General features: G+C 68.0%; 22 protein-coding genes. 20 read left to right on the forward strand and 2 right to left on the reverse strand.

What is annotated here, in order from left to right; translation table 11 throughout:
- The first annotated feature begins 9 nt into the window (after positions 1-9).
- The 13 genes from dnaJ (at position 10) to M7H19_RS08735 (ending at position 10,395) form a co-directional block, all read left to right on the forward strand.
- Complete coding sequence (gene dnaJ / locus M7H19_RS08675; protein ID WP_298179356.1) at positions 10-1,164, forward strand: molecular chaperone DnaJ; 1,155 nt, start codon at positions 10-12, stop codon at positions 1,162-1,164.
- Between the two features lie 27 nt (positions 1,165-1,191).
- Complete coding sequence (locus M7H19_RS08680; protein WP_298179359.1) at positions 1,192-1,944, forward strand: 16S rRNA (uracil(1498)-N(3))-methyltransferase; 753 nt, start codon at positions 1,192-1,194, stop codon at positions 1,942-1,944.
- A gap of 318 nt (positions 1,945-2,262) precedes the next feature.
- Entirely contained in the window at positions 2,263-2,640 is a 378-nt protein-coding gene (locus M7H19_RS08685; RefSeq protein WP_298179362.1) for a histidine triad nucleotide-binding protein, read from the forward strand.
- Positions 2,641-2,771: 131 nt separating this feature from the next.
- The gene (locus M7H19_RS08690) at positions 2,772-3,821 is read left to right on the forward strand and encodes a PhoH family protein (RefSeq protein WP_298179365.1); all 1,050 of its coding nucleotides are present in this window, start codon (positions 2,772-2,774) and stop codon (positions 3,819-3,821) included.
- Positions 3,818-4,369 carry an rRNA maturation RNase YbeY gene (gene ybeY / locus M7H19_RS08695; protein WP_298179367.1) on the forward strand — a complete coding sequence of 184 codons (552 nt, stop codon included), beginning with the start codon at positions 3,818-3,820 and terminating at the stop codon, positions 4,367-4,369. Before M7H19_RS08690 ends, ybeY begins: the two co-directional genes overlap by 4 nt.
- A complete protein-coding gene (locus M7H19_RS08700) occupies positions 4,366-5,736 on the forward strand; it encodes a hemolysin family protein (RefSeq protein ID WP_298179369.1) in 1,371 nt (456 codons plus the stop codon). Before ybeY ends, M7H19_RS08700 begins: the two co-directional genes overlap by 4 nt.
- On the forward strand, positions 5,729-6,064 hold the full coding sequence (locus M7H19_RS08705) for a cytidine deaminase (RefSeq protein WP_298179371.1): 336 nt from the start codon (positions 5,729-5,731) through the stop codon (positions 6,062-6,064). The genes M7H19_RS08700 and M7H19_RS08705 overlap by 8 nt, the downstream gene beginning before the upstream one ends.
- Complete coding sequence (era, locus tag M7H19_RS08710) at positions 6,061-6,963, forward strand: GTPase Era (RefSeq protein ID WP_298179374.1); 903 nt, start codon at positions 6,061-6,063, stop codon at positions 6,961-6,963. Before M7H19_RS08705 ends, era begins: the two co-directional genes overlap by 4 nt.
- 51 nt (positions 6,964-7,014) lie before the next feature.
- Complete coding sequence (locus M7H19_RS08715) at positions 7,015-7,896, forward strand: RDD family protein (RefSeq protein WP_298179376.1); 882 nt, start codon at positions 7,015-7,017, stop codon at positions 7,894-7,896.
- Between the two features lie 7 nt (positions 7,897-7,903).
- Positions 7,904-8,323, forward strand: coding sequence for a DUF2752 domain-containing protein (locus M7H19_RS08720; protein WP_298179379.1), 420 nt, complete (start codon positions 7,904-7,906; stop codon positions 8,321-8,323).
- Positions 8,324-8,358: 35 nt separating this feature from the next.
- Positions 8,359-9,210 carry a DNA repair protein RecO gene (recO, locus tag M7H19_RS08725; RefSeq protein ID WP_298179382.1) on the forward strand — a complete coding sequence of 284 codons (852 nt, stop codon included), beginning with the start codon at positions 8,359-8,361 and terminating at the stop codon, positions 9,208-9,210.
- Positions 9,155-9,988 carry an isoprenyl transferase gene (locus M7H19_RS08730; protein WP_298179385.1) on the forward strand — a complete coding sequence of 278 codons (834 nt, stop codon included), beginning with the start codon at positions 9,155-9,157 and terminating at the stop codon, positions 9,986-9,988. Before recO ends, M7H19_RS08730 begins: the two co-directional genes overlap by 56 nt.
- Positions 9,985-10,395, forward strand: coding sequence for a hypothetical protein (locus M7H19_RS08735; RefSeq protein ID WP_298179387.1), 411 nt, complete (start codon positions 9,985-9,987; stop codon positions 10,393-10,395). The genes M7H19_RS08730 and M7H19_RS08735 overlap by 4 nt, the downstream gene beginning before the upstream one ends.
- A 51-nt stretch (positions 10,396-10,446) precedes the next feature.
- Here the strand turns inward: M7H19_RS08735 and M7H19_RS08740 are convergent, their stop codons facing one another.
- Together M7H19_RS08740 and M7H19_RS08745 are read right to left on the reverse strand one after the other, a co-directional pair.
- Entirely contained in the window at positions 10,447-10,872 is a 426-nt protein-coding gene (locus tag M7H19_RS08740) for a Fur family transcriptional regulator (RefSeq protein ID WP_298179389.1), read from the reverse strand.
- Positions 10,869-11,276: a metalloregulator ArsR/SmtB family transcription factor gene (locus M7H19_RS08745; RefSeq protein WP_298179392.1), complete on the reverse strand. Its 408-nt coding sequence runs from the start codon at positions 11,274-11,276 to the stop codon at positions 10,869-10,871. Before M7H19_RS08745 ends, M7H19_RS08740 begins: the two co-directional genes overlap by 4 nt.
- Before the next feature lie 113 nt (positions 11,277-11,389).
- Between M7H19_RS08745 and M7H19_RS08750 the strand changes: the two genes are divergently transcribed.
- From M7H19_RS08750 to M7H19_RS08780, 7 genes are all read left to right on the forward strand, one after another.
- Positions 11,390-12,523 carry a hypothetical protein gene (locus M7H19_RS08750; RefSeq protein ID WP_298179395.1) on the forward strand — a complete coding sequence of 378 codons (1,134 nt, stop codon included), beginning with the start codon at positions 11,390-11,392 and terminating at the stop codon, positions 12,521-12,523.
- 44 nt (positions 12,524-12,567) lie between these two features.
- The gene (locus M7H19_RS08755) at positions 12,568-13,212 is read left to right on the forward strand and encodes a class F sortase (RefSeq protein WP_363321348.1); all 645 of its coding nucleotides are present in this window, start codon (positions 12,568-12,570) and stop codon (positions 13,210-13,212) included.
- 93 nt (positions 13,213-13,305) lie between these two features.
- Complete coding sequence (locus tag M7H19_RS08760; RefSeq protein WP_298179401.1) at positions 13,306-14,694, forward strand: glycine--tRNA ligase; 1,389 nt, start codon at positions 13,306-13,308, stop codon at positions 14,692-14,694.
- 1 nt (position 14,695) lies between these two features.
- A complete protein-coding gene (locus M7H19_RS08765; protein WP_298179403.1) occupies positions 14,696-15,328 on the forward strand; it encodes a YdcF family protein in 633 nt (210 codons plus the stop codon).
- Positions 15,329-15,509: 181 nt separating this feature from the next.
- Entirely contained in the window at positions 15,510-16,808 is a 1,299-nt protein-coding gene (locus tag M7H19_RS08770; RefSeq protein ID WP_298179406.1) for a bifunctional o-acetylhomoserine/o-acetylserine sulfhydrylase, read from the forward strand.
- Complete coding sequence (locus M7H19_RS08775) at positions 16,805-17,947, forward strand: homoserine O-acetyltransferase (RefSeq protein ID WP_298179409.1); 1,143 nt, start codon at positions 16,805-16,807, stop codon at positions 17,945-17,947. Before M7H19_RS08770 ends, M7H19_RS08775 begins: the two co-directional genes overlap by 4 nt.
- Before the next feature lie 197 nt (positions 17,948-18,144).
- The gene (locus tag M7H19_RS08780) at positions 18,145-19,416 is read left to right on the forward strand and encodes a deoxyguanosinetriphosphate triphosphohydrolase (RefSeq protein ID WP_298179412.1); all 1,272 of its coding nucleotides are present in this window, start codon (positions 18,145-18,147) and stop codon (positions 19,414-19,416) included.
- The last annotated feature ends 17 nt before the right edge of the window (positions 19,417-19,433 follow it).

Genomic DNA, 19,433 nt, shown 5'->3' on the forward strand with positions numbered 1-19,433 from the left:
GGCAAGACGGTGGCCAAGGACTACTACGGCATCCTCGGCGTGTCGAAGAACGCGACCGACCAGGAGATCAAGCGCGCCTACCGCAAGCTGGCGCGGGAGCTGCATCCCGATGTCAACCCCTCCGAGGACGCACAGCACAAGTTCAGTGAGGTGACCACCGCCTACGAGGTGCTGTCCGACCCCCAGAAGCGCAAGATCGTCGACCTCGGCGGCGACCCGATGGACAACGGGGCCGGGGCGGGTGCGCGTGACCCGTTCGCCGGCTTCGGCGGGCTCGGCGACATCATGGATGCCTTCTTCGGTGCCGCCGCCGGTGGCGCGCGGGGTCGGGGGCCGCGGAGTCGGGTGCAGCCCGGCTCCGACGCCCTCATTCGCCTGCAACTGACGCTGGAGGAGTGCGCCATCGGCGTCAGCAAGCAGATCACCGTGGACACGGCCATCCTGTGCGACCGGTGCCGGGGCGCGGGCACGGCCGAGGGCGGCAGCGTCGTCACCTGTGACACGTGTGGCGGTCAGGGTGAGGTGCAGTCCGTGCAGCGGTCGTTCCTCGGCCAGGTCGTCACGGCGCGGCCGTGCCCGACCTGCCGCGGGTACGGCGAGGTGATCACCGATCCGTGTCAGCAGTGCGGTGGCGACGGCCGCGTGCGGGCCCGCAGGGACGTCACGGCGAAGATCCCGCCCGGTGTCGGTGACGGCATGCGGATCCGCCTGTCCGGGCAGGGCGAGGTGGGTCCGGGCGGTGGCCCCGCGGGTGACCTGTACGTCGAGGTCGAGGAAATACCGCACGAGGACTTCGAGCGGCAGGGCAACGACCTGCACTGCAAGCTGCGGGTTCCGGTCACCACGGCGGCTCTCGGGGCGGTGGTCCCGATGGAAACGCTCGTGGACGGCGAGACGGAAGTGGAGATCGAGCCCGGCACCCAGCCCGGTACAGAGCGCGTGCTGCCCGGCCTGGGGATGCCGCGACTGCGGTCGTCGGGTCGGGTCGACGGCCGGGGTGACCTGCACATCCACATCGAGGTCGTGGTTCCCACCAAGCTCGACGACGAGCAGGCCGAGTTGCTGCGTGAGTTGGCGAGGCTGCGTGGCGAGGACACACCGAGCCTCGCGGGCAACGGTCACAAGCAGGGCGGCCTTTTCTCCAAACTGCGTTCGAAGCGCTGACAGTCCCTCGGAAACCGGACATCGACCGTGGTAGACGCGACACCCCCGGTGTTTTTCGTGCCGTCCTTGCCCGGCACCGGTTTCGCGGTGCTCGAAGGCGAGGAGGCACATCACGCCGTCACCGTGCGCAGGCTGCGAGAGGGCGAGCGGTTGGCGCTGTCCGATGGTCGCGGCGGGCTGGCCGAGTGCGTGGCCCACGCCGTGCACCCGGGACGGAGACCCACTGTGGAACTGCGGGTGGAGGCGACACACACGGTGCCCGCTCCGGCTCTGCGGGTGACGGTCGTCCAGGCTCTGGCGAAGGGTGATCGTGGGGAGCTGGCGGTGGAGTTGGCCACCGAGGCCGGCGTCGACGCCGTCGTGCCGTGGCGGGCTGCCCGGAGCGTGGCGCGTTGGGACGACGGTCCCCGGGGTGCCAAGGCGTTGGCGAAGTGGCGTGCGACCGCGCGCGCCGCGGCCAAACAGGCTCGCCGGGCTTGGGTGCCCGAGGTGACCGAACCGGTGAGCACCCGGCAGCTTGCGCCCATGCTCGCCGAGGCCGATCTCGCGTTGGTGCTCGACGGTGCCGCCTCCGAGTCCTTCGCCGACGTCGAGTTTCCCGAGAAAGGGGAGTTGATGCTCGTCGTCGGCCCCGAGGGAGGTGTCGCGCCCGAGGAGCGCGACGCGTTCGTGGAGGCGGGCGCGCGCGGTGTCCGGTTGGGGCCGACGGTGTTGCGGACTTCCACGGCGGCCGCGGTGGCGCTCGGAGCACTCGGTGCGCTGACTGCACGATGGAGGTAGACCGAACGGGCGGTCACCGAGTAGCGCGAGCGATACAAATGCGTGTTTTCTTTCGCATTTCGCTACGCGTTCGTCCTTGCACGTCTTACGCTGACCACCACCTGCGCAGCGTGCGGCTTCCGCGCAGGGCGAGGACCCGCCGGGCGTCTCCCCCTCGGTCCGGCGGAGCCGCGGAGGCGGGTGGAGCGACCCCCAGGCTGCAACCGCCCCGCGGCGCCCGCGCCGCTCGATCCGGAGTCAGAATGGATTTCCGACGGTGATGACCGCGGTGCCAGCCGCGGTGACGACCGCGACATCCAGCGACGCCGGGAGGGGCTTGTGAGCGAACACGACGGCATCGACGACAAGGACGACAGCGCCGAGACGTTGTTCGAGCGGATCATCGCCAGGGAGGTGCCCGCCGACATCGTCTACGAGACCGACACCACGATCGCGTTCCGGGACATCAGCCCGCAGGCCGCTACGCACGTGCTCGTGGTCCCCAAGACCCGTTACCGGGACGTCGCCGAGCTCGCCGCCGCTGATCCGCGACTGTTGGCCGACGTTGTGACCACGGCGGCTCGGGTCGCGGAACTGGAGGGGCTGGGAGGCGGCTACCGGGTGGTGTTCAACACCGGCGCCGATGCGGGGCAGACGGTGTTCCACGTACACGTTCATCTTCTCGGCGGGGAACAGCTCGGCTCGTTCGGTCGTTGATCCTAATGAATTCCCAGTGAATGCGGGGGCGGGTAAACTCCCCTCCTCCGGCGTGGTCGGTGCTATTAGCATTGACGTGTCCGTTTTGTTGTCGACCAGCACGAGCGTGCAGAAAGTAGGCCCGAGGCCACGTGGCCGGAACCGAACCGCTGCGGTCCACAAAAGCCACAGCGCCCCAAGAGCGTTCGGCGCAGTCGAAGTTCTCGATTCCCGATGCCGCCGTGCTCGTGTTGCTCGGCTCGGGGGACGAGAACCTCCGTGTCGCCGAGGAGATGCTGGAAGCCGACGTTCATGTCCGCGGTAACGAGGTCACACTGACAGGGACAGCCGGTGACGTGGCGTTCGCCGGTCGGGTGTTCGAGGAGTTGATGACTCTGGCTGGACGGGGCCAGCAAGTGGGGCCCGATACCGTCCGTCGCACCGTGGCCATGCTCTCGACGGGTGGGGCCGAGTCCCCCGCCGACGTGCTCAGCATGAACGTCCTGTCGCGGCGTGGCCGGACGATCCGTCCCAAGACGCTGAACCAGAAGCGGTACGTCGACGCCATCGACCAGCACACGGTGGTGTTCGGCGTCGGCCCTGCGGGTACCGGCAAGACGTATCTGGCGATGGCCAAGGCCGTGCAGGCACTGCAGAGCAAGCAGGTCACGCGAATCATCCTGACCAGGCCCGCCGTCGAGGCGGGGGAGCGACTGGGGTACCTGCCCGGCACGCTGTACGAGAAGATCGACCCGTATCTGCGGCCGCTGTACGACGCGCTGCACGACATGGTCGACCCGGAGTCGATTCCGAGGTTGATGCAGTCGGGCACCATCGAGATCGCCCCACTGGCCTACATGCGGGGGCGGACGTTGAACGACGCGTTCATCATCCTCGACGAGGCGCAGAACACCACTCCCGAGCAGATGAAGATGTTCCTCACCCGGCTCGGGTTCGGCTCCAAGATCGTGGTGACCGGTGATGTGACGCAGGTCGACCTGCCGAGTGGGCAGCGTAGTGGCCTGCGGGTGGTGCGTGAGATCCTCGAGGGCGTGAACGACCTGCACTTCTCCACCCTGACGAGTCACGACGTGGTCCGGCACAAGCTGGTAGGCGACATTGTCGATGCCTACGAGAAGTGGCAGGCGACGCAGGACGGTACTGACGGGGCGCCGAAGCCCGGTGGGCGGGACCGCCGGTGAGTATCGAGATCGCCAACGAGTCCGGGATCGACGTCGACGAGGCGTCGATCGTGTCGTCGGCGCGGTTCGCGTTGGACCGCATGGAGGTCAGTCCGCTCGCCGAGCTGTCGATCGTGTTGGTCACGCTCGACGTGATGGAAGACCTGCACGAGCGGTGGATGGACCTGCCGGGCCCCACCGACGTGATGGCTTTCCCCATGGACGAGCTGGAGGTGGGCCGTCGGCCCGATGCGGCGGAGCCGTCACCCGCTCTGCTCGGTGACATCGTGCTCTGCCCCGCGTTCGCCAAGGACCAGGCGCGCCAGGCCGGGCATTCCCTGCTGGACGAGCTGCACCTGCTCACCGTGCACGGGGTGTTGCACCTGCTCGGGTACGACCACGCCGAGCCGGACGAGGAACGCGAGATGTTCGCTCTGCAGAACCGCATCATGGCCGATTTCCGCGACCTCCTCGCTGCCGCGCGTAAGCAGGATGTGCAGCGCAGCAGCGACGACCGTTTGTTGGGTGCGGCAGGACTCGACGGAAGGTCTGATTCGGAGACATCGTGACCTCTTCGGCCACAGTTTTGGTCGTGGCAGTCCTGCTCGTGTTGTTCGGTGGTGTCTTCGCGGCGGCCGATTCGGCCGTCAGCACGGCGTCGATCGCGCGGGCTGAGGGCCTGGAACGGGAGGGCCGGGTCGGCGCTCGGCAGCTCCTCGTGGTGCTCCGCGACCGTTCTCGACACATCAATCTGTTGTTGCTGTTGCGGATGGGCTGCGAACTGACCGCCACAGTGCTCGTCACCGTGGTGGCGCTGCGCTGGATCGACCCCGAGTGGTTGGCGGTGTTGCTCGCCGCTCTTGTCATGGCGCTGGTCAGCTACGTTCTCGTGGGCGTCGGACCACGCACCGTGGGAAGGCAACACCCGTACCGTGTCGGGCTCGTCGTGGCGGGGCCGGTACGCGTGCTGGGAACCGTGCTCGGGCCGCTGAGCAGGCTGCTCATCGTGCTCGGCAACGCCATCACACCCGGTGGGGGTTTCCGGGAGGGGCCGTTCACGAGCGAGACGGAGCTTCGTGAACTCGTCGACCTCGCGGAGGAACGCGGTGTGGTGGGCACCGACGAACGCGAGATGATCCATTCGGTGTTCGAGCTCGGGGACACGGTGGCGCGTGAGGTGATGGTGCCGCGCACCGAAATCGTGTGGATCGAGCAGAACAAGACCGTACGGCAGGCGCTGGCCCTGTCCATGCGAACCGGATTCACCCGCATCCCTGTGATCGGGGAGTCCGTGGACGAGATCGTCGGCGTGGTGAATCTCAAGGACCTCGTTCAGGCGGCCATCGGCGAGGACGGCACCACCCGCGAAGTACGCGAGCTGATGACGCCCGCCGACTTCGTGCCCGATTCCAAACGTCTCGACAGCCTGCTGAGACACATGCAGGTCTCGCGGCATCACATGGTCATCGCTGTGGACGAGTACGGTGGCACGGCCGGGCTCGTCACCATCGAGGACATTCTGGAGGAGATCGTCGGTGAGATCACCGACGAGTCCGACACCGACGAACGGCCACCCATCGAGTACGTCGACGAGCGGGTGGTGCGGGTCTCCGCGCGCTTGGGGGTCGACGACCTGGGCGAGCTGTTCGACGTCGACCTCTCGGAGCACGACGTGGAGACGGTTGGTGGCCTCCTCGCTCAGAGATTAGGCCGGGTCCCTCTTCCCGGGGCGGAGGCCGAGATTGACGGGCTGCGCCTACGTGCGGAGGGTGGCAAGGACCGCCGCGGCCGCATGAGGATCACGACCGTGGTCGTGCGGGCGGCGGACGGGCGTCCCATCGGGCCCGGTACCCCTGACACGGCCGAGGACACCAACGACCGCAACGATCGCGACGACCGCGATGACCGGGACAGGAGAGTGGAGAATCATGCCTGACCTCGACCCCGAGGACGAGAAGCTCATCACCTTGGCGCGTTCCACGCGCGCGAGGACGCAGGCGGCCGAGGGAGCGGCTGTGCGCGACACCGACGGCCGCACGTATGCCGCCGCGACGGTGGAGCTGCCCTCGCTTGAGTTGACCGCGTTGCAGGCCGCGGTGGCCGCGGCGGTGTCCAGTGGTGCCGAGGCCTTGGAGGCCGCGGCCGTGGTGACCGAGGAACAGGCGGTACGGGAGGAGTCGGTGCGAGCGGTGCGTGATCTCTCCGCGGACGCCCCGGTCCTGCGGGCCGATCCGTCGGGGGCCGTACAGGAGACGCTGCGGTGAGTGAGGCCGAACATCGCTCGGGGTTCGCGTGTTTCGTCGGCAGGCCCAACGCCGGCAAGTCCACGCTGACCAACGCGCTCGTGGGGTCGAAGGTCGCCATCACGTCGGATAAGCCGCAGACCACTCGACACGCCATCCGCGGCATCGTGCACCGGGAGGACGCGCAACTCATCATCGTGGACACTCCGGGCCTGCATCGTCCGCGCACGCTGCTGGGGCAGAGGCTCAACGACCTCGTGCGGGCCACGTGGTCGGAAGTGGACGTCGTCGGGTTCTGCGTGCCGGCGGACGAGAAGATCGGGCCCGGCGACCGGTTCATCGCCGATGAACTGGCCAAGATCGCGCGTCGGACGCCGGTGCTCGGCATCGTCACCAAGACCGACCTCGTGAGTAAGGAACAGGTCGCCAAGCAGCTGCTGGCCCTGCAGGACGTCATGGACTTCGCCGACCTGGTCCCGGTGTCGGCCGTCGACGGCTACCAGGTGGACACGTTGGCCGACCTGCTGGTGGCGAGATTGCCGGAGGGTCCGGAGCTGTATCCGGACGGCGAGCTCACGGACGAGCCCGAGCAGACCTTGGTGGCGGAGCTGATCCGGGAGGCGGCGCTGGAGGGCGTGCGCGACGAGCTTCCGCACTCCATCGCCGTGACGATCGAGGAGATGTATCCCCGGCCGGGCCGTGAGGACCTCGTCGACATCTACGCCCATCTGTATGTGGAGCGTTCCAGCCAGCGTGGCATCGTGCTCGGTCATCGAGGCAGCAGGCTCAAGGAAGTCGGAGCGAAGGCACGCCAGCAGATCGAGGCGCTGTTGGGCAGCAAGGTGTATCTCGACCTGCACATCAAGGTGGCCAAAGACTGGCAGAAAGACCCGAAGCAACTCCGAAGACTTGGCTTCTGAGTGATCAGGTAATCTCTCGCGCGTCCGTCACCACCCTGGGGGAGAGCCGGTATGACTAATCCCTACAACCAGCAGCAGCCTTTCGGTCAGCAAGGACAGCCGGGGCAGCAGCCGTTCGGGCAGCAGCCTGCGGGCTTCGGTCAGCAAGCACAGCCGGGCCAACAGCCGTTCGGGCAACAAGGCCAACAGCAACCCTTGGGGCAGCAAGGGCAACTGGGGCAGCAGCCCTTCGGTCAGCAACAGGGCGGTTATCAGCAGCCGTCACCGGCCGGCGGGTTCCCCGGCGCTCAAGGACAGCAGCCTTTCTCCCCGTCGGGTGGTTTTCCGCAGCAGCCGGGACAGCCGTACGGTGCGCCGGGCGGATTCCCCGGCCAGCAGCCTCCGCCGGGTGGCGGGCCGGCTTTCCCCGGCCAGGCGCGCATCATCGTGCCGGGCGCGCAGATTCAGTTCCCGCATTCGGGGCCATTGGTGTTGGGCACCATGGGCAGCCGTTTTCTCGCCCGTCTCGTCGACGGCCTCATCATCGGTGTCCCCGTGGGGATCATCATGATGATCCTGCAGTTCGCGGTGATCGCTTCCAGCCCGAACATGTGGTGGATCTCGTTTCTGATGGTTCCGATCGCCTCCATCGCGATGTTGCTCTACGAGGGCATGATGATCTCCGCGCGCGGTGCCACGGTGGGCAAGAGCGTCGCCGGGCTCCGTGTCGTCACGGAGTACTCGGCCGGACAGCCCGGTGCAGGGACCGGCAGCAGCCCCGCTTTCACCAGGTTCGCGGTGATGATTCTGCCGGCTCTGGTGCCGTGCATCGGCAGCCTTATCTCCCTGTTGACGATGCTCTCGCCGTTCTTCGACGAGCAGGCCAGGCAGGGTTGGCACGACAAGGCCGCCAAGACGTATGTGATCTCCACCAAGGCGATGCCGATGTACTGACAGCACCATGAATGGCTCGCGAACCGACCGGTCGTGGCGCTCACTGCGCGCCACGCCGGTCGTCGTGGTTTTCAGTGCCGTCGTCGCTGTCGCTCTCGGTACCGGCGCGCTGGCCATTCCGTGTTGGTTCCAGGCCGCCACCGGATTGGACTGTCCCTTCTGCGGAGGCAGCCGGGCACTCGGTGCCCTGCTGGAGGGTGATCTGGCGGGTGCGCTCGACCACAACCTGTTCGCCGTCGTGGTGTTGCTCCCGCTCGTCGCGGTGGTGCTCGTGGCTCTCGCGCGCTGGGAGGCCGGGCGGGCGGCGTCGTGGTGGCCGCGTGGAGCGCCGGGACGTTGGTCGGCCGTCGTCCTCGTCGTTCTTCTGTTCATGTGGTGGGTGGTGCGGGTCCTGCCGGTGCCCGCGCTGGAGTGGTTGCGGGCCTGAGCTGGGACTTCCCGCTCACGTGGGACGATGGGGACGTGAGTCTGTATCGGGACACTGGCGTGGTGCTGCGGGTGCACAAGCTCGGTGAGGCCGACCGCATCATCACGTTGCTCACTCGGCGGCACGGCAAGGTCCGTGCGGTCGCCAAGGGCGTGCGGCGCACGACGTCCCGCTTCGGTGCCCGGCTGGAGCCGTTCGGACACGTCGATGTGCAGTTCTACACGGGCCGCACGTTGGACGTCATCACGCAGGTCGAGACCGTGGACGCGTTCGCGCTGCCCATCGTCGGTGACTACCAGCGCTACACCGCCGCCAGCGCCATCACCGAAACCGCCGACCGGCTCACCGCCGAGGAAGGTGAACCGGCGCTCAAGCTGTACCTGTTGGTCGTCGGAGCGTTGCGGGCGTTGGCCGAGGGAAGGCGGGACGCCTCCCTGGTACTCGACGCGTTCCTGCTGAGGTCGATGGCGTTCGCCGGGTGGGCCCCCGCCATCACCGAGTGCGCCCGTTGCGGGCAACCCGGCCCGCACGGTGCCTTCAACGTCCAGGCCGGCGGGTCGCTGTGCCCGCGTTGCCGCGTACCGGGGTCGGTGCATCCCGCCCCCGAGGTGCTCGTACTGCTCGCCGCGCTGTTGCACGGCGACTGGGAGACCGCCGAGAGCAGCACCAACGGTGTGCGCCGCGATGTCAGCGGGCTGGTCGCGGCACACCTGCAGTGGCACCTGGAACGCCAACTGAGATCGCTGCCGTTCGTGGAACGCCGTGCCCGCGAGACGCCGATCGGGGACACGTTAGGGTCGGGCACGGTGTCCGGCGAGACGGAGGTAACGAGTGCGGCGCAGGGGAAGCGAAGCCGCGAAAGCGCACGTGGAGCTACGGGAACCTGATCCTCATCCCTCAGGTGCCCAGCCACCGAACATTCCGCCGGAGTTGGTCCCGAAACACGTAGCCCTGGTCATGGACGGCAACGGCCGGTGGGCGAATCAGCGGGGGCTGCCCCGCATCGAGGGACACAAACGCGGCGAGGCCGTGATGATCGACATCGCCAGCGGTGCGGTGCAACTCGGCATCAAGTGGCTGTCCGTGTACGCGTTCTCGACGGAGAACTGGAAACGCAGCCCCGACGAGGTGCGGTTTCTGATGGGCTTCAACCGCGACACCATCCGCAGGCAGGTCGACTACCTGGGCTCGATCGGGGTACGCATCCGCTGGGCAGGGCGCGCGCCGAGGCTGTGGCGCAGCGTGATCAAAGAGCTGCGTGCTGCCGAGGAGAAGACCAAGCACAACACGCGCATGAACATGACGATGTGCGTCAACTACGGGGGACGCGCCGAACTCGGAGACGCCGCGCGCCGGATCGCGCAGCTCGCGGCCGAGGGGAAGATCAATCCCAACAAAGTGGATGATCGGATGCTCGCGAAGTATCTGTATCAGCCCGAGATGCCGGATGTGGATCTGTTCCTGCGCCCGTCGGGTGAGCTGCGGACGTCGAACTTCCTGCTGTGGCAGTCGGCGTATGCCGAGTTCGTTTTCCAGGACACGCTCTTTCCCGATTTCGACCGCAGGAAGTTGTGGGAGGCGTGCCTGGAGTACGCCAAACGCGACCGCCGGTTCGGGGCCGCGGTGGACGCCGCCGCTCAAGCGCACGGGGGTGACCCGGCATGACGTCGGAGGCAGTCGATACCGCCGCATTACTGACATCGGCCCGGCACGCGCTCGAACGGTTCTTGGACGTGCATGTCGACGACGACGGCACGCTCACCTTCTCGCACGCCGACGTGCCGTGCGTCGTGCAGGCCATGCGGTTGGCCGAGGGACTGTCGGTGCTGAGCCTGACGTGCGTGGTGGCGTGGGATCTGCCCAACGATCCCAATGTGGCGGCCACGGTCGCCGAACGCGCGGGTCAGGGCCTGTTCGGCACGCTCGGCATCGTCCACACCGACCACGGTATGGATCTCACCCTGCGCTACGCCTTTCCGGCGCAGGGCCTCGAGGAGGGCGCGCTGGGCACGCTGTTGATGCTCGTGGTGTCCACGGCGTCACAGATCCGTTCGGAATTACTGGGCACGTGACGACCGGTAGGTCGGTTCGTGGCGCTCGTGAAGACGGGGCCTGTGCGAGTCCTATGACTTGTCGGCGCACTTGGCGCACGTGCCGGTGATCTCGACCGTGTGGGTGATGTCGGAGAACCCGTTGTTCGACGCGACCTTCTCGGCCCAGCGCTCCACGGTCGGGCCCTCCACCTCGACGGTGTATCCGCAGTGCCGACACACCAGGTGGTGATGGTGGTGTGTCGAGCATTGCCGGTAGACGGCTTCGCCGGAGTCGGTTCGGAGCACGTCGATCTCGCCGGCTTCGGAGAGTGACTGCAACGTGCGGTAGACGGTGGTCAGTCCGATGCCCTCGCCGCGCTTGCGCAGCTCGTCATGCAGTTCCTGCGCCGAGCGGAAGTCGTCGATCTCGGCGAGGAGGTCCACCACGGCGGCACGCTGCCGCGTTGCTCTCCGCCCTGGCAGCGGAGCTCGGGTACGGGTGTCGATGGTGTTCATACCGGCTGCGCATCCTCCTGCACGTGTGCGACGGCGTCCACGACGATGTGGGCCAGATGGCTGTCCACCAAGTGGTACACCACTTCACGGCCTCGCCGCTGCCCCTGCACTACTCCGGCGGCTTTCAGCACTCTGAGATGCTGGCTGATCAGCGGTTGGGCCATGCCCAGCGTGTCCACCAGTTCGTGTACACAACGCGGACCGTGGTGGAGCTGTAACACGATCGCGATCCTCACGGGAGCGGCCAGCGCCCGCAGAAGTTCACCCGCATCGGTGAGGGTGGCGGCTGAGGGCGGCGCGACGGCGGCCACCGACCGCCGTGCGGAAGGGTGGTTTTGGTGTTTTCCCAGGTCATCGGCGCTAGGCGAGCCCGAACACGCCGCGTCGGACCTCACCGTCGCCATGTCGCTCTCCAACCTTGGTTGCCCTGCAGCGTTCGGGAAGTGCACTAGCATTCTAGTGCTCGTCCGCCAGTGATGATCCGTTGAGCGCGGTGCCGACCAGGCGAGGGGGAAGCGTGAGTCGTGTCGTGTCGAAACTGGTGGCCGCTGGGTCCGCCGTGGCGGTCACCGTCCTCGCGGCGGCGCCCGCCGTGGCGGACACAGCGGACACAGCGGCGGTGGACTCGGAGACGGGTCCGGTGGCGTTCGCCAATGTGGCGTCGCTGGCGGTGACCGACGTCGGTGACGGCGTGCCGGGGGGTTCCGTGATCAGCGAGACGCAACGTTCCCCGCTCACCCCGGGCGCGTCCAAGCTGGGGGAAAGTCGTTCGGCGCTGCCGGGTTCCGACGGGGAACGCGCCGCCATGGGGCCGAACTACCTGTTGGAGATCGACCACCACGACGTCTCGGCCACGCTGCGCCCCGACCATGTGCCCAGTGCCACGGCCCGCGCGGACTATGTCCTCACCGACCTGGCCTCCGACACCACCGTGTTGTCGTTCGAGTCGTCCGCCACCAGCGTCGAATGTGTGGGAGCGCGCGACGTGGCGGCGGGTGCGTCCGCGGCCCGGCTCGCGCTGATCGACGCCGAGGGGGAGTTGACCCCTGTCCCGCTGCCGGACTCGGATGGTGAGGTGAGCAGGTCGGACCTGCCGGTCGGTGCGTCGGTGGAGATCGGCGACGACGAGGAGGCCACCTCCGACATCACTGTTCGGCGCGTCGCCGATTTCGCTGAGCTGCTGCGCCAGGACCAGTGGCGCGACGGCGATGTCACCGCCGTGTCGGGTTGGCTCGTGGAGATCGACACGCATGTCCGCTCCGTGGATGCTCGTGCTCCTCTCGGCCTGCCAGGGTCCGACGAGGCCGACAAGGCGGATGGGGCCGACGAGAGCGGGGCGCGCACCATCAGGACGACGCTCGTGTTGGGTGGGGTGAGCTGCTCGGTGCCGCACGGTTTCGCCGCCGAAGGGCGTGCCGAGGGCGAACCGCGGTCGCCGTCGGTACCGGTGACGATCCCAGCGGGGGCGGGCGCTCCGGGCGGCTCGAACGGCCCGGGTGATCCGGACGGCCTCAGTGTGAGGGCGGTCGCGTCACAGAGCGGTGGTGGTGCCGTCACGTGGGGAACCGGTCTGCTGGCCGCAGGTGGTGTGCTCGGCATCGCCGCTCTGTTGCTGGCACGGCATGCCAGGACTTCCGGGCCCCGTTCATGAACCGGTGGTGGCGGTCATCGCTGTGGCAACGCAGGGTTGCCACGGTGCTGGGTGTGCTTGCACTGTGCGCGGGCACGGCCGGGGTCACGTTGCTACGCAACGCGCCGGCCACTCGGGCCGAACTGACCACCGGACCGGAGCACCCCGCCGTCGATGTCGTCGACCCGTTGCGTGTGTCGCCGAGCTCCGAGAGCGCGCGGGACACCACCCCCACGTCCACGCCGGGCTCCGAGCCGGCACAGCCTTCGGGCACCGTCAGACTGTCCGGCACGGCCGCCACGGCCACGCTGGTCCGAAAGACACTCACCGACGACGGCACGCTCCCAATACCCGCTGGTGTCGACCGGGTCGCGTGGTGGGGTGCCGACTTCGGCGCCGAGCGTGGGGTGTCCCTCGTCGCCGGACACGTGAGCTGGCACGGCACGACCGGCCCGTTCGCCGTGCTGTGGGACTCCCGCGTCGGCGACGAGGTGACCGTGCGCGACCCCGAGGGCGATACGTGGGTGTATCGCGTGGTGGCCGTCGAGACGTTGGACAAGGACGAGCTGGGTACACAGGCTCCGGAGCTGTTCTCTCAGGACGGTCCTCATCGGCTGGTCCTCGTCACGTGCGGCGGCGACTACCTCGGCGGCACGGACGGCTACTCCGACAACCACATCGTCACCGCCGAACCGGTGAGTGCACCCTGACGAGCCGCATCCCCACCGGCCCCGTCGCTTACCTCGCCGGATACGCTGTGGGTTCACAGAGAAAACCCAATCCGGATGCCTTCGGAGCGTGGAGTGCCCGCCAATACCATTGAGACCGTCGTCAACCTGTGCAAGCGTCGTGGCTTCGTCTTCCCCTCGGGAGAGATCTACGGCGGTACCCGGTCGGCGTGGGACTACGGACCGCTCGGCGTCGAGTTGAAGGACAACATCAAGCGCCAGTGGTGGAAAGCCGTGGTGCAGAACCGCGAGGACGTGGTCGGCATCGACTCGTCGGTGATCCTGCCGCGCCAGGTGTGGGTGGCGTCGGGTCACGTGGGCGCGTTCCATGACCCGCTCGTGGAGTGTCTGTCCTGCCACCGGAGGTTCCGTTCCGACCAGCTCGCCGAGGAGTACGCCGAGCGCACCGGGACCGAGGTCGACGAGGACGACCTGTCCCAGGTGCCGTGCCCCAACTGCGGCAACCGCGGCCAGTACACCGAGCCGCGCGAGTTCAACATGATGCTCAAGACCCACCTCGGACCGGTGGAGTCGGAGGAGGGGCTGCACTACCTGCGCCCCGAGACGGCCCAGGGCATCTTCGTCAACTTCCTCAACGTGCAGACGACCTCGCGGAAGAAGCCGCCGTTCGGCATCGGCCAGATCGGCAAGTCGTTCCGCAACGAGATCACGCCGGGCAACTTCATCTTCCGCACCCGCGAGTTCGAGCAGATGGAGATGGAGTACTTCGTCGAACCCGGCGAGGACGAGTCCTGGCACCAGTACTGGATCGACACGCGCACCGACTGGTACGTCGATCTGGGGATCCGTCGGGAGAACCTGCGGCACTACGAGCACCCGAAGGAGAAGCTCTCCCACTACTCCAAGCGCACGGTCGACATCGAGTACCGTTTCCGCTTCTCGTCCGGCCAGGAGTGGGGCGAGCTCGAGGGCATCGCCAACCGCACCGACTTCGACCTCACCACCCACTCGAACCACTCGGGTGTGGATCTGTCGTACTTCGATCAGGCGTCCGGTCAGCGGTACCGGCCGTTCGTGATCGAACCGGCAGCGGGTGTCGGTAGGACGATGATGGCGTTCCTCCTCGACGCCTACACCGAGGACGAGGTGCCCAACGCCAAGGGGGGGACGGACAAGCGCACGGTGCTGAAGCTGGACCCTCGTCTGGCGCCGTACAAGGTGGCGGTGCTGCCGCTGTCGCGTAACGCCGACCTCACCCCGAAGGCTCGCGACATCGCCGCCCAGCTGCGCAAGCACTGGAACACCGACTTCGACGACGCGCAGTCCATCGGCAAGCGTTACCGCAGGCAGGAGGAGATCGGCACACCGTACTGCGTGACGGTGGACTTCGACACGCTGGACGACCATGCCGTGACCGTGCGGGAACGTGACTCGATGGCGCAGGAGCGCATCGCCATCGATCAGCTGGAGTCCTACCTGGCCGCGCGGCTGGTCGGTTGCTGACGTGCTCGCGGCGGTGAGGAAGTGGCTGCCGCGCGCTATCGTCGGGGTCGTTCTCGTGGGGCTGCTGCTCGCCGGTGGCACGGCGTTCCGCGTGTGGCACGTGGCACGGGCGGACGAGCGGCCCCGGGTGGATGCCATCGTGGTGCTCGGCGCCGCCCAGTACAACGGCAGGCCGTCGGAGATCTTCCAGGCACGGCTCGACCACGCCCGCCGGCTCTATGAGGAGGGCGTCGCCGACGTCGTCGTCACCACCGGAGGCATGCGGACCGGGGACACCTACACCGAGGCCGAGGCCGGTGCGAACTGGTTGGTGCGCCAGGGCGTTCCGGTGGAGGCGACCCTGCCCGTGGGTGAGGGCAGCGACACGTTGCGTTCGCTGCGGGCGGCGGCGGAGGTGATCCAGGAGCGCGGTTGGCACGATGTGGTCCTGGTGAGTGACCCGTGGCACTCGCTGCGGGCGGAAATCATGGCGGAGGACGCCGGGCTTTCGGTGTGGACCTCGCCCACGCACTCGGGACCCATCGTGCAGACGCGGTCCACTCAGATGCGTTACATCCTGAGGGAGACCGCCGCGTTGTTGTATTACCGCTTGTCGAAGGACCCGGCGGACCAGGTGGACGATCTGGGGATGTAGCCCTCGCCCTCGGTGGTGGGGCCGTCCCCGGAACGTCACCCGAATGTGGGGCAGAGCTGTCCCACTGCGTGGGAGCGCTTGGGTAGTGGTCGCTCACTCATTAGCGTCGGTGGAGAGATATCGGTTGCCGCAGCACGCCGCCATCTCCAGTGGTTCGATCCGACGTGAAGGAGTTAAGTCGATGACCGAAGGATGGTCGTTCGAGACCAAGCAGATCCACGCGGGGGCGCAGCCGGACCCGGCCACCGGGGCTCGCGCCACGCCGATCTACCAGACGACCTCCTACGTCTTCCGTGATACCCAGCACGGGGCCGACCTGTTCAGCCTGGCCGAGCCGGGCAACATCTACACGCGGATCATGAACCCGACCCAGGACGTGCTGGAGCAGCGGGTCGCCGCGTTGGAGGGCGGTGTGGCGGCGCTGGCGTTCTCCTCGGGCTCGGCCGCCACCACCGCGGCGGTGCTGAACGTCGCGGGCGCGGGAGACCACGTGGTGACCAGTCCGGCCCTGTACGGCGGGACGTACAACCTGTTCAAGTACACCTTGGCCAAGCTCGGCGTCGAGGTGACGTTCGTGGAGGACCAGGACGACCTCGAGGCCTGGCGTGCGGCGACCAAGCCGAACACCAAGTTGTTCTTCGCCGAGACGCTCGCGAACCCGGGCAGCAACGTGCTCGACATCCGCGGTGTGGCCGACGTGGCACACGAGGTCGGTGTGCCGCTGGTGGTGGACAACACCATCCCCACGCCGTACCTGCTGCGTCCGATCGAGCACGGCGCCGACGTCGTGGTGCACTCGGCCACCAAGTACCTCGGCGGCCACGGCACCACCATCGCGGGTGTGCTCGTGGACGGCGGCACGTTCGACTTCGGCGCGCACCCGGAGCGGTTCCCCGGCTTCAATGAGCCCGACCCCAGCTACCACGGTCTCAAGTACTGGGAGGCCCTCGGGCCGGGCGCGTTCGCGACGAAGGCACGCGTCCAGTGGCTGCGTGACACCGGGTCGGCCATCGCCCCGCTGAACAGCTTCCTCATCCTGCAGGGCATCGAGACGCTGTCGCTGCGCATGGAGCGGCACGTCTCCAACGCGCAGGCGCTGGCCGAGTGGCTGGAGCAGCGGGACGAGGTGGAGAAGGTGTACTACGCCGGCCTGCCGTCCAGCCCGTACTATGAGTCGGCGAAGAAGTACCTGCCGAAGGGTGTGGGCTCGGTGGTGTCCTTCGAGCTGCGTGGCGGCATCGAAGCGGGCCGTGCGTTCGTGGACGGCACCGAACTGCACAGCCAGCTGGTGAACATCGGTGACGTGCGCAGCCTGATCGTGCATCCGGCCAGCACCACGCACAGCCAGCTCAACGAGCAGGAACTGCTCGCCAGCGGCGCCACGCCGGGTCTGGTGCGGCTGGCCGTGGGCCTGGAGGGTCTCGACGACCTGAAGGCCGACCTGGAGGCCGGTTTCCGAGCGGCGAAGGCGGCTCAGTGAGTTTGTCGGGCAACACCGATCTCCCGCCTGCCACCGGTGCGTGGCAGGCGGGAGATCCGCCTGGGCGGCGGAAGTGGTTCCGTCCCGAGGGTGTGGTGCGTCTGGAGTCGGGGCGGGAACTGCCCGAGGTCCAGATTGCGTACGAGACGTGGGGCACCCTCAATTCCGACGCCTCCAATGCGGTGTTGATCGAACACGCGTTGACGGGGGACAGCCACGCTGCCGGGGAGATCGAGCCGGGCCATCCGAGCCCGGGCTGGTGGGACGATCTCATCGGCCCCGGAAAAGCCTTGGACACCGACGAGCTGTTCGTGGTGGTGCCCAACGTGCTGGGTGGGTGTCAGGGAACGACGGGTCCCGCATCGCTCGCCCCGGACGGTCGGCACTGGGGCGGTCGCTTCCCGGGCATCACGATCCGCGACCAGGTGGAGGTCGAGGTCGCCTTGGCCGATGCGCTGGGCATCGAGCGGTGGGCCGCGGTGCTCGGCGGGTCGATGGGCGGCATGCGCGCGCTGGAGTGGGCGGTGATGGAGCCTGACCGGGTGCGCACGTTGATGGTGCTGGCGAGTCCCGCCGCGTCGTCGGCCGACCAGATCGCCTGGGCGTCCCCGCAGATCCACGCCATCCTCGCCGACCCGAATTGGCGTGGTGGCGACTACCACCACGGTGGTCCGGGCCAGGGGCCGCATCGCGGGCTCGGCATCGCCCGTCGCATCGCCCACACCACCTATCGCAGCGCGCTGGAGCTCAACGAGAGGTTCGGGCGCAAGCCGCAGGACGGCGAGGACCCGTGGCACGGCGGCCGATACGCCATAGAGTCCTATTTGGACTACCATGCCGACAAGCTGGTGCGGAGGTTCGACGCCGCCAGCTATGTGTTGCTCACCCGTTCGATGAACGGCCACGACGTCGGTCGCGACCGAGGCGGGGTGGGCGAGGCCCTGTCCCGCGTCCGGGCGCGAACTATCGCCGTCGGCGTGGACTCCGACCGTCTCTACCTGCCCTCCGAGTCCTGTGAGCTGGCCGACGGCATCCCGAACGCCCGCTACGCCGAGATCACCTCGCCGTACGGGCACGATTCCTTCCTCGTCGAGACCACACAGGTCGCCGCGCTGGTGAAGGAACTGCTGGACGGCTAGCGGCAGCTAGCCGGCAGTCATCGGTATAGCGTCCTAAGAGGCCGAATACGGCGGGAGGAAGACGAAGCCGCACGGAAAAGACCCCACGCGGGGCGGTGCGGCTCTGTCGGAAGCAGCTGTCGAGGACAGCCGCTTCCGACCCTTGCCTCCGGCCTCGATTCGATCGGTCGGCCTCGATTCGCCGCTAGGCTGCTTCCATGGCCTACACCACCGAGGATGCGCAGCGGCGGTTCGCCGAGCGGCCCAAGTCGTCCATGCTCCCCGGGGCGCAGGAGGACGGCCGGACACCGTTCGCCCGGGACCGCGCCCGGGTGCTGCACTCGGCGGCGCTGCGGCGGCTCGCCGGGAAGACCCAGGTGGTCGGACCCGGTGAAGGGGCCGAGATCAGCGGAGTGCCTCGCACACGGTTGACACATTCGCTGGAGGTGGCCCAGATCAGCCGGGGCATCGCCGTCGATCTCGGTGCCGACCCGGATGTCTGCGATACCGCGGGTCTCGCTCACGACATCGGGCATCCGCCGTTCGGGCACAACGGGGAGGCGGCCCTGGACGAGGTCTCGCAGGCGTGCGGCGGTTTCGAAAGCAACGCGCAGACATTGCGTATCCTCACCCGGCTGGAGCCGAAGGTGTTGGGGGAGCGCGACGAACCCTACGGGCTCAATCTCACCCGCGCCTGTCTCGACGCGGCGATGAAGTATCCGTGGCCACGACGCGAAGGTCGACGCAAGTTCGGTGTCTATGCCGACGATCTCGACGCGTTCATCTGGGTCCGCCGGGGCGCTCCGGGCGAGCGGACGTGTCTGGAAACGCAGATTATGGACTGGGCCGACGACGTGGCCTACTCGGTGCACGACGTCGAGGACGGAGTGCTGGCCGGACGGATCTCGCTGGCCGTCCTGGCCGACGTCGACGAACGCGCCGCGCTGACGTCGCTCGCGGCCGAACACTTCTGCGACCAACCCGTCGCCGTGATCGAACATGCAGCCGCCACCCTCCTGGAACTGCCGACGGTGGCCGACCTCGTGCGAACTCCCTACGACGATTCCCCTGCGGCTCATGTGGCGCTCAAACGGATGACCAGCGAGCTGGTCGGCCGGTTCGTCTCGGCGGCCGTCACGAGCACCCGCGCCGCCTATGGCCCGGAGCCGCTGTCACGCTACGCCGCCGAACTCGTCGTGCCCGACCAGGTGGCCGCCGAGGTGGCGCTGCTCAAGGCGTCGGCCCTGCGGTACGTGATGAGCGACCGTCGACGGTTGGCCGTGCAGGAGGGACAACGGCAACTCGTCACCGAACTGGTGGAAGCGCTGCTCCGGCGTTCCCCGGAGGCGCTCGACGTGAACCTGCGCCCGGCATGGGAGGCGGCCCCGGACGACGCGGCGCGCCTGCGGGTCGTGGTGGACCAGGTCGCCTCGTTGACCGACGCGCAGGCCAGGATATGGCATTCCTGGCATCTGGGACGGCACGGTTGACCCACCGGGGTACCGTC

This window comes from Saccharomonospora sp., from assembly GCF_027317685.1.
Taxonomy (GTDB): domain Bacteria; phylum Actinomycetota; class Actinomycetes; order Mycobacteriales; family Pseudonocardiaceae; genus Saccharomonospora.